The organism is Sphingomonas sp. (assembly GCF_019746015.1).
Lineage (GTDB): Bacteria > Pseudomonadota > Alphaproteobacteria > Sphingomonadales > Sphingomonadaceae > Sphingomonas.
This window is the reverse complement of the sequence record NZ_JAIESM010000088.1, coordinates 23,410-31,721: the sequence shown is the minus strand read 5'-3', so window position 1 is coordinate 31,721 and position 8,312 is coordinate 23,410. Positions and strand designations below refer to the sequence as shown.

Here is an 8,312-nt window from a genome sequence, read left to right as displayed (position 1 = left end):
GATGTTCGACGTCGCCTTTTCGCGGCGGATATGCTGTTCGCGCGTGCTGAGCGTCAGCACGAAGCCGCGCTTGCCGGTTGCGTCCACCGTTTCGCCGCACAGCCGGCCGGGCATCTGGCGGACATATTTTTCCTTGGTGCCGAACAGGCCGACATAAGGCCCGCCAAATTGCAGGCCGACGCCGATCGACTGCCCCTCGCCCACCACGATATCGGCGTCCATCTCGCCGGGGGACTTGATCGCGCCGAGCGCCACCGGCTCGGTGACGACCGCGATCAGCAGCGCTTTCTTGGCGTGCGCGGCCGCCGCAATCGGCGCCAGATCGGTGATGCGGCCCAGAATGTCGGGATATTGGACGACGACGCACGAGGTATCGTCGTCGATCGCGGCGATCAGCGCCTCGGCATCGGTTGCCGCGTCGAGCGCGGGCACCGAAGTTTCGAGCTGGTCGCCGGTATAGGCCGCCATCGTCCGCGCGACCGACACATAATGCGGGTGCAGGCCGCCCGACAGGATCGCCTTGCCGCGCTTGGTGATGCGCCGGGCCATGCCGATCGCCTCCCAGCAGGCGGTCGAGCCGTCATACATCGACGCATTGGCAACGTCGGTGCCGAACAGCCGCGCCACCTGCGTCTGGAACTCGAACAGCATCTGCAGCGTGCCCTGCGCGATTTCGGGCTGATAGGGGGTGTAGGCGGTCAGAAACTCGCCGCGCTGGATGAGATGGTCGACCGAGGCCGGCACATGGTGGCGATAGGCGCCACAGCCCAGGAAGAACGGCACATCGCCCGCCACCGTGTTGCGCCGGGCAAGCGCCGCCAGATGCCGCTCCACCGCCATTTCGGGCGCGTGCATGGGCAGGCCATGGATCGGCCCGTCAAGCCGCGCCGCCTCCGGCACATCGGCGAACAGATCGTCGATCGAGGCCGCGCCAATGGTGGCGAGCATCGCCTCACGGTCGGGCTGGGTGAGAGGAAGATAGCGCATCTGGGTCTTTCATCTCCCCCCTCCCGCACGCGGGAGGGGCCGGGGGTGGGCGCGCCATGGGCAAAAGGCGCGCCGGGTTGCGTATTGTTCTTGCGGGGTGCCCACCCCCAACCCTCCCGCCGGCGGGAGGGGAGCGGACTTACAGCTTGGCCACGAACGCTTCGTAGGCGGTTTCGTCCATCAGCCCTTCGAGCTCACCGGTGTCGGTCAGCGTCAGCTTGAAGAACCAGCCCTCGCCTTCGGGGTCTTCGTTGACCAGCGCCGGGGTCTCTTCCAGCGCCGGATTGCCTTCGATCACGGTGCCGGACACCGGCGAATAAACGTCCGACGCGGCCTTCACGCTTTCGACCACGGCAGCTTCGTCGCCCTTGGTCAGCTCCTTGCCCTCGGCCGGCACTTCGACGAACACGATATCGCCCAGCTGCCCCTGCGCATAGTCGGTAATGCCGACGGTGCCGATATCGCCATCGACTTCGATCCATTCATGATCTTCGGTGAAATAACGGCTCATGCCGGCCTCCTTTCGTTTAGCGAACGTAACGATGGGGAACGAAGGGCATTGCCACCACCTGGGCGGCGTGGCGCTTGCCGCGCTGTTCCAGCGTCAGGCTGGTGCCGGGCGCGGCCAGCGCTGCCGGCACATAGGCCATGGCAATCGGCTTGCCCGCCGTCGGCGCGAACCCGCCCGAGGTGACGCGGCCGACCGGCGCGCCATCGGCGCCGATCACGGCGGCGCCCTCGCGCACCGGCTGGCGCCCCTCCACGATCAGGCCGACGCGCTTGTGGCCCGCGCCCCCGGCACGCTCGGCCAGAATGCGCGCGGCGCCGGGGAAATTGCCCTCCTCGCGCCGCCGCTTGCTGCCCAGCGCAAAGCCCAGATCGGCCATGATCGGCGTCGTCTCGGTGTCAAGGTCATGCCCGTAGAGCGGCAGCCCCGCCTCCAGCCGCAGCGAATCGCGCGCGCCCAAGCCAATCGGCTTCACTTCGGGCTCGGCGCAGAGCAGATCGGCGATCCGCACCGCTTCCTCGGCCGGAATTGAAATCTCGAACCCGTCCTCGCCGGTATAGCCCGACCGGCTGATCCACGCGTCGACGCCGGCGATCGAGAACCGCCCGCCCATCATGAAGCGGAGTGCGTCGAGCGGCCATTCGCCGCTGGTATGGCGGGCAAGCGCCGCGAACGCCTTTGGCCCCTGCAGCGCCAGCAGCGCGCGGTCTTCCAGATGGTTGATGGTGATCTCGTCGGGCAGTTCGGTGCGCAGATGGGCGATGTCGTCCCACTTGGTCGCGCCGTTCACCACCATGTAGATGCCGCCCGGCCAGCGCGACAGCATCAGGTCGTCGAGAATGCCGCCCTCGGCATCGAGCAGCAGCGAATAACGCTGCCGGCCCAGCGCCAGCCCGGCGATATCGGCGGGCATCAGCGCTTCCAGCGCGGCATCGACGCCGTCGCCCGAAATCAGCAGCTGGCCCATGTGGCTCACGTCGAACAGCCCGGCCGACTCGCGCGTCCACAGATGTTCGGCCATGATGCCTTCATACTGGATCGGCATGTGATAGCCGGCAAACGCCACCATCCGGGCGCCGCGCGCACGGTGCCAGCCGTCGAGCGGCAGCACCTCGATCTTTTCTTCGATCAGTTCGTCGTCCACCGCCGCATTCCCCCAAGGCAAGGCGCGGCCCGACACCATCGGACCGCCAGACCATGCCCCCTCTGTCATGGGAACCTGAGAGCTTTCGCGGGCAACGCCAGCGCGCCCGCTTACCCCTTCGGTGGGTGACGGCATGCCGCCACCGCTTTCCAGAGTGCTGCCCCATGCGCGGTCCGGCGGCCTGAGAGATTCCGGGGCGGTTGCTCCTTCGGCGGCGGGCCGTGGCCCGCACTCTCCCGCGCTTGGGTGGCGGCTAGAAGCCCCCGACACCCGGCCTGTGCCGCGCGGCCCGGCGCGAGTCAATCGGCTAATGCGAGCAGGGCAAAAGGGGCAGCGTCACAACCGCGGCAACTTCAAGCTCGACCAGCGCGCCCTGCGGCCCACGGGCGCCACCTTTCGGGCGTCAGGCACCGCCCGCTGCCGGGCCTCCCTCAAATCCCTCAAAATAGTTTGGCGCCTCTCCATGCTGGGCGGCTTCGCGGAAAACATCTGCTCGGGCGGGCGTTTCACATCAACGGCGCGCGCCATCGCCAACCGGAAGACAGTCACCGCTACAAACAACGCCGGCAAGACCCAAAAAACGGGTTTGTCGTTGGCGAACTCGATCAACGGCCAGATGGCGATCTGCCACGCCAGAAGCCCAAAAAAGGCTGCGAAAACAAGGGCGATAATTGCTGCGGCTGCCTGCTCGCTCAGCCGGGCGAAGAACAATATGACAAGAAAGACGATCAATGCGCCCATCAACCGCGCGCTCCGGCTACACGTCCCGATCTCGTGGATAGCATAGACAGGCCTTGAGCCAAAGGACGGTTACCGCGTCGCGTTATACTTCAGCTGGTCGTCGGTCAGCTGGAAGCCGACCAGAGCCTCGAACGTCGACCGCTGGATGGCGGCGCGGATAGCGGGGCGCGACAGCGGGTCGGTGGCGGCATCTTCGCGCCCCGCGCGGCGACGCTGGGTCAGCTGGCGCTTGATCTCCGGCGGCAGCGACGCGGCTGAACGCAGGATGCTGGCCACCGCCTCGCCCTTCACGCTGGCGCGTGTCTGGCCCGCGTCGAAATGCACGGTCACGCCCGAAATCCGCTTGGAAACGACCGCCGTGCCGCCCTGAACCACGGTGACGAAATAACGCAGCGGCACATCGCGCGCGGCCGCCGAGTCGGTGCGGCGCGCCAGCACGTCAAAGGTCAGATCGGTCTGCACATACTCGCCCGCGTCGCGGCAATCGCCGCGCAGGTTGGTGATCGTCGCGGTCACGTCGAGCGCGCTCTGATCGGTGCTGTCGGCCGGGTTGAACAGGGTGATGTCACCCGTGCCGGCGGGCACCGCGATCACCGGGCAGGCGGTGCGCACGGCGGTAATGCCTTCCAGCGTGAACTGGCCCGATCGGGGCGCGCACGCCCCAATGGCCAGCGGCAGCAGCAGCAGGGCGGATTTGCGGCAGATCAACGAAAGCACCTTCCCAGTGGACGGGCGCGACCCGCCGGTAGCCGGGGCGCGCCTGATCAAGCGGCGCGCACCATAGGAACCGGCTTTCGCTGGCGCAAGCAATCGCGTAGAGAGGCGCCATGACGAACCCCCAACTTTCCACCGAAAAGCCCGCGCTCGACCTGTTGATTGCCGCCCCGCGCGGTTTCTGCGCCGGCGTCGACCGCGCCATCCACATCGTGGAGCTGGCGATCCAGAAATATGGCGCGCCGGTCTATGTCCGGCATGAAATCGTCCACAACAAATATGTGGTGGACGAACTGCGCACCAAGGGCGCGATCTTCGTTGAAGAGCTGGAAGAAGTGCCGGACGGTTATCCGGTGGTGTTTTCCGCGCATGGCGTGCCCAAATCGGTGCCGGCAGCGGCGCAGGCGCGTGGCCTGTCCTATCTCGACGCGACCTGCCCGCTGGTGTCGAAGGTGCACCGCCAGGCCGAACGGCTGGTCGACCAGGGCCGCCACATCGTGTTCGTCGGGCATGATGGCCATCCCGAAGTGATCGGCACCTTCGGCCAGGTGCCCGATGGCGCGATGACGCTGATCGAAACGGTGGACGATGCGGAGAAGTTCGCCCCCGCCGACCCCGAAAACCTGGCCTTCCTGACGCAGACGACGTTGTCGGTCGATGACACGGCGGACATTGTGCAGGTGCTGCAGCGCCGCTTCCCCGCGATCCGCGCGCCGCGCGCCGACGATATCTGCTATGCCACCTCCAACCGGCAGGCAGCGGTGAAGGCCATTGCCGACCAGTGCGACGCAATGCTGGTGATCGGCGCGACCAATTCGTCCAACTCGCTGCGGCTGGTCGAAGTCGCCGAGCGGCAGGGGATTCCGGCCCGCCTCATCCAGCGCGCGAGCGATCTTGATCTGGCCTGGCTTGAAGGCATCAAGACGCTGGGCATCACCGCTGGCGCCTCCGCCCCCGAAGTGCTGGTGCCTGAGCTGGTCGCGCGGCTGGCCGAGCATTACACCATCACCGAGCGCGAAGAGGAAACCACGCGCGAGACGGTGGCGTTCAAGCTGCCGCGCGGGCTGGAAGCAGAAGCCGCCTGAACGCGCTTGGCGGTCTATACCCAGGTTTCGCCACAGGCGCTCGCCGCGTTTCTGGCGCGCTATGACTGCGGCACGCTGCGCTCGGCCAAGGGCATTGCCGAGGGGATCGAGAACAGCAACTATCTGGTCGAAACCAGCACCGGCCGCTTCATCCTGACGCTGTATGAAAAGCGGGTGCACGCCGGCGACCTGCCCTTTTTCCTGTCCATGCTCGACCATCTGGCCGCGCGCGATGTGCCGGTGGCACCAGCGGTTGCGGACCAGGCGGGCGTGCATGTGCAGACGCTGGCCGGGCGGCCGGCCTGCCTGATCCGCTTCCTGCCCGGCCTGTCGCCCGCCACGCCGACCCCGGCACAGGCGGAGGCGGCAGGCGCCGCACTTGCCACCATGCACCTGGCGCTCGCCGATTTCGCAGCGACGCGCGCCAATGATCTGGGCGTGGATGGCTGGGCGCCGCTGCTTGCGCGCTGCGGCACCGCGATCGACGCGATTGCCCCCGGCCTGCACGACCGGCTGGCCGCCGCCCTCGACGAGGTGGTGCCGCGCTGGCCCCGCGCCCTGCCCCGCGGCGCCATCCATGCCGATTTCTTCCCCGACAATGTGCTAATGCTCGACGACCGGGTGACGGGCGTGATCGACTTCTACTTCGCCTGCACCGACCTGATCGCCTATGATCTGGCGATCGCGCATGGCGCCTGGGCGTTTGACGGCGGCGGCACGCGCTTCGACGCCGATGTCGCCCGCGCGCTGCTGCGGGGCTATGCCGCGCACCGGGCCTTGTCGGCGGCGGAGCGCGACGCGCTGCCGCTGCTGGCGATGGGCGCGTGCATCCGCTTTGCGCTGACCCGGGCGTGGGACTGGCTGAACACGCCGGCCGACGCGCTGGTAACGCGCAAGGACCCGTGCGCCTATCTCAACCGGCTGGACTTTTACCGGGCGCATCGCCACGCCGCCTTTCAATGACGACGCCCGCCACCCCGCCCGACAGCACGCCCGACGACATGCCGCTCGTTGAAATCTTCACCGACGGGGCGTGCAAGGGCAATCCCGGCCCCGGCGGCTGGGGCGCGGTGCTGCGCATGGGCACGCGCGAGCGCGAAATTTCGGGCGGCGTCGCGGAGACGACCAACAACCGCATGGAAATGACCGCGGTGATCGAGGCGCTGACCACGCTGAAGCGCCCGTGCCGCGTCATCCTGACCACGGACAGCCGCTATGTGATGGATGGCCTGACCAAATGGATCCATGGCTGGCGCCGCAATGGCTGGAAAACGGCGGACAAGAAGCCGGTGAAGAACGCCGATCTGTGGCAGGCGCTGATCGCGGCATCCGCGCGCCACCGGGTCGAATGGCAGTGGGTGAAGGGCCATGCCAACCACCCCGAAAATGAACGCGCCGATGCGCTGGCTAGCGCGGCCGCGCGCGCAGCGGCTGGATAGCACGATCCGTCGCCCCGGCCCCCGAGCCGGGGCTTGGCTTGTTCTTTCGCTGTCGCAAGGCAGCCTGGCCCCGGCTCAAGGCCGGGGCGACGGATAGGGACACGGAAATCACCCCCGCCCCTACCCGCCCGCATCCCCACAGACCCTAGCGCTGCGCCGCGAACAGCAGTAGCAAGGGCACGGGCTTTTTGAGGGGATCGCGCGCATGGCTTTAGTGGCGCGCCGGCGCGCCGCCGGCCGCAAGATGGCGTTCAGCCAGGTCGGCCTCGTGGTGCTGCTGATCAGCATCGCGGTGCATGGCGCGCAGCTGTGGCTGCAGACCAGCTATCCGCTGCTGCTTGCCACCAATATCGTGCTGCTGTTCTACATGCGCTGGGAAGCGAACAGCCAGCTGCAGCGCCGCCGCGCCGATTTCGACCCCGTCATTGCCGCCGAGATGATGGTCGCCTTTGGCGTGCTGTCGCTGATCCTGGGGATTGCGGCTGCCGTCGCGCCATTGTTCCTGGGCACGGCGAGCCTGCGCGTGAACGATCTGTCGGCGCTCGGCATACTCGCGGTGCCGTTTCTGGAAGGGCTGGCGACGGCGGGCCTTGCCCCGTTCTTCGCGGTGGTGCTGCGGATCGAGGCGCATGAGGCGGCGACCAGCGCCGACGCCAGTGCCGACATGACGACGCTCGCCACGGTCACCCATGATCTGGGGCTGGAGCTGAAGGGCACGCTGCGCGTGGTCGGCGATCTGCGCGAGCAATTGCGCTTTGCCGCCAGCGCCAGCCAGACGCTGGGCCAGCAGATGCAGGCCGAAGCGTCTCGCCTGGGCGCGATGGTGAGCCAGGGCGAGGCACAGCTGAAGCTGTTGTCGGGCGCGGCGGAGACGAGCAGCAAGGAAGTGGCAAGGCTGGCCAGCGAGACCAGCCAGCTGAGCGCGGCGGCCAAGGAAACCGGCACCATGCTCAATGCGCTGGGCGACCTGATCGAATCGGTCGAACGCTTTGTGAAGCCGGCCGAACCCGCCGAATGAGCCGCGAACCCCAGCGCAGCATGCTCCACATGCAGATGGGGCAGGAAACCATCTATCTGCTGCTGGCGATCACGCTGTTTTCAACCGTGGTGATGGGCGCCTATCTGATCGCGCTCAACAACGCGCCCAAACCGCGCGAGGAGCCGCCGATCATCGTGCTGCCGGAGGCCGAAGGGTTCAGCTTTGCCGCCGGATCGGCAACGCTGGGGCCGGAATTCGAAGCAAGGCTGACACGCCAGGTGATTCCCCGGCTGCGCGCTACCGCCCGCGCCTATGATGCGCGCGTGATCGAGGTGATCGGCCATACCGACGATGTGCCGCGCCAGGGCGGCGGGCGACTGCCCAGCGATCTGGACCGCACGCTCGTGCCCTATTTCCTGGGCCAGACCGACGATGCGCCCGACGCCGCCGACAATGCCGGGCTGGGCATGGCGCGCGCGGTCTCGGTCGCGCGGTATCTGCGCCTGGCCGGATTGCAGGACTTCACCATCGTGCCGCTGTCCGCCGGGCCGTTCCTGAAACCCGACGACAGCGTGGTCGCCGGCGGCGACGCGGTTGCCGACGACAGCCGCCGCCGGATCGAGGTGCGGCTGAGAAGGAAGCGGGTGGCGTCGCAACCGGCCGGAAGCAGGCCGTAAGCCGAACTCTCGACAAGAGTAACCGTCACCCCGGGCTT

General features: G+C 67.7%; 10 protein-coding genes and 1 riboswitch. Of the genes, 5 read left to right on the top strand and 5 right to left on the bottom strand.

The features are described from left to right. From gcvPA to K2Y03_RS12055, 5 genes are all read right to left on the bottom strand, one after another. Positions 1-987, bottom strand: a 987-nt coding sequence (gcvPA, locus tag K2Y03_RS12075; protein WP_294090967.1) for an aminomethyl-transferring glycine dehydrogenase subunit GcvPA, incomplete at its 3' end; no start/stop codon positions are given. Between the two features lie 139 nt (positions 988-1,126). Further along, positions 1,127-1,498 (bottom strand): glycine cleavage system protein GcvH, encoded by a 372-nt coding sequence (gene gcvH, locus K2Y03_RS12070; protein ID WP_294090966.1) that lies wholly within the window; start codon positions 1,496-1,498, stop codon positions 1,127-1,129. Positions 1,499-1,514: 16 nt separating this feature from the next. Further along, a complete protein-coding gene (gcvT, locus tag K2Y03_RS12065; protein WP_294090964.1) occupies positions 1,515-2,678 on the bottom strand; it encodes a glycine cleavage system aminomethyltransferase GcvT in 1,164 nt (387 codons plus the stop codon). A gap of 120 nt (positions 2,679-2,798) precedes the next feature. Beyond that, a riboswitch (glycine riboswitch) is annotated at positions 2,799-2,888 on the bottom strand. 87 nt (positions 2,889-2,975) lie between these two features. Further along, positions 2,976-3,380 carry a hypothetical protein gene (locus K2Y03_RS12060; protein WP_294090963.1) on the bottom strand — a complete coding sequence of 135 codons (405 nt, stop codon included), beginning with the start codon at positions 3,378-3,380 and terminating at the stop codon, positions 2,976-2,978. Positions 3,381-3,449: 69 nt separating this feature from the next. Further along, positions 3,450-4,061 (bottom strand): hypothetical protein, encoded by a 612-nt coding sequence (locus K2Y03_RS12055; protein WP_294090974.1) that lies wholly within the window; start codon positions 4,059-4,061, stop codon positions 3,450-3,452. A gap of 146 nt (positions 4,062-4,207) precedes the next feature. Between K2Y03_RS12055 and ispH the strand changes: the two genes are divergently transcribed. The 5 genes from ispH (at position 4,208) to K2Y03_RS12030 (ending at position 8,274) form a co-directional block, all read left to right on the top strand. Beyond that, the gene (gene ispH, locus K2Y03_RS12050) at positions 4,208-5,179 is read left to right on the top strand and encodes a 4-hydroxy-3-methylbut-2-enyl diphosphate reductase (RefSeq protein ID WP_294090962.1); all 972 of its coding nucleotides are present in this window, start codon (positions 4,208-4,210) and stop codon (positions 5,177-5,179) included. A gap of 6 nt (positions 5,180-5,185) precedes the next feature. Next, entirely contained in the window at positions 5,186-6,142 is a 957-nt protein-coding gene (gene thrB, locus K2Y03_RS12045; protein ID WP_294090961.1) for a homoserine kinase, read from the top strand. Then, complete coding sequence (rnhA, locus tag K2Y03_RS12040) at positions 6,139-6,618, top strand: ribonuclease HI (protein ID WP_294090960.1); 480 nt, start codon at positions 6,139-6,141, stop codon at positions 6,616-6,618. The genes thrB and rnhA overlap by 4 nt, the downstream gene beginning before the upstream one ends. A gap of 205 nt (positions 6,619-6,823) precedes the next feature. Further along, a complete protein-coding gene (locus K2Y03_RS12035; RefSeq protein WP_294090946.1) occupies positions 6,824-7,636 on the top strand; it encodes a hypothetical protein in 813 nt (270 codons plus the stop codon). Next, positions 7,633-8,274, top strand: coding sequence for a hypothetical protein (locus K2Y03_RS12030; RefSeq protein WP_294090945.1), 642 nt, complete (start codon positions 7,633-7,635; stop codon positions 8,272-8,274). The genes K2Y03_RS12035 and K2Y03_RS12030 overlap by 4 nt, the downstream gene beginning before the upstream one ends. The last annotated feature ends 38 nt before the right edge of the window (positions 8,275-8,312 follow it).

Bases quoted from the DNA above. Each gene is read 5' to 3' on its own strand.
- gcvH (WP_294090966.1), bottom strand. From the start codon at position 1,498: ATGAGCCGTTATTTCACCGAAGATCATGAATGGATCGAAGTCGATGGC.
- gcvT (WP_294090964.1), bottom strand. From the start codon at position 2,678: ATGGTGTCGGGCCGCGCCTTGCCTTGGGGGAATGCGGCGGTGGACGAC.
- K2Y03_RS12060 (WP_294090963.1), bottom strand. From the start codon at position 3,380: ATGGGCGCATTGATCGTCTTTCTTGTCATATTGTTCTTCGCCCGGCTG.
- ispH (WP_294090962.1), top strand. From the start codon at position 4,208: ATGACGAACCCCCAACTTTCCACCGAAAAGCCCGCGCTCGACCTGTTG.
- rnhA (WP_294090960.1), top strand. From the start codon at position 6,139: ATGACGACGCCCGCCACCCCGCCCGACAGCACGCCCGACGACATGCCG.
- K2Y03_RS12035 (WP_294090946.1), top strand. From the start codon at position 6,824: ATGGCTTTAGTGGCGCGCCGGCGCGCCGCCGGCCGCAAGATGGCGTTC.
- K2Y03_RS12030 (WP_294090945.1), top strand. From the start codon at position 7,633: ATGAGCCGCGAACCCCAGCGCAGCATGCTCCACATGCAGATGGGGCAG.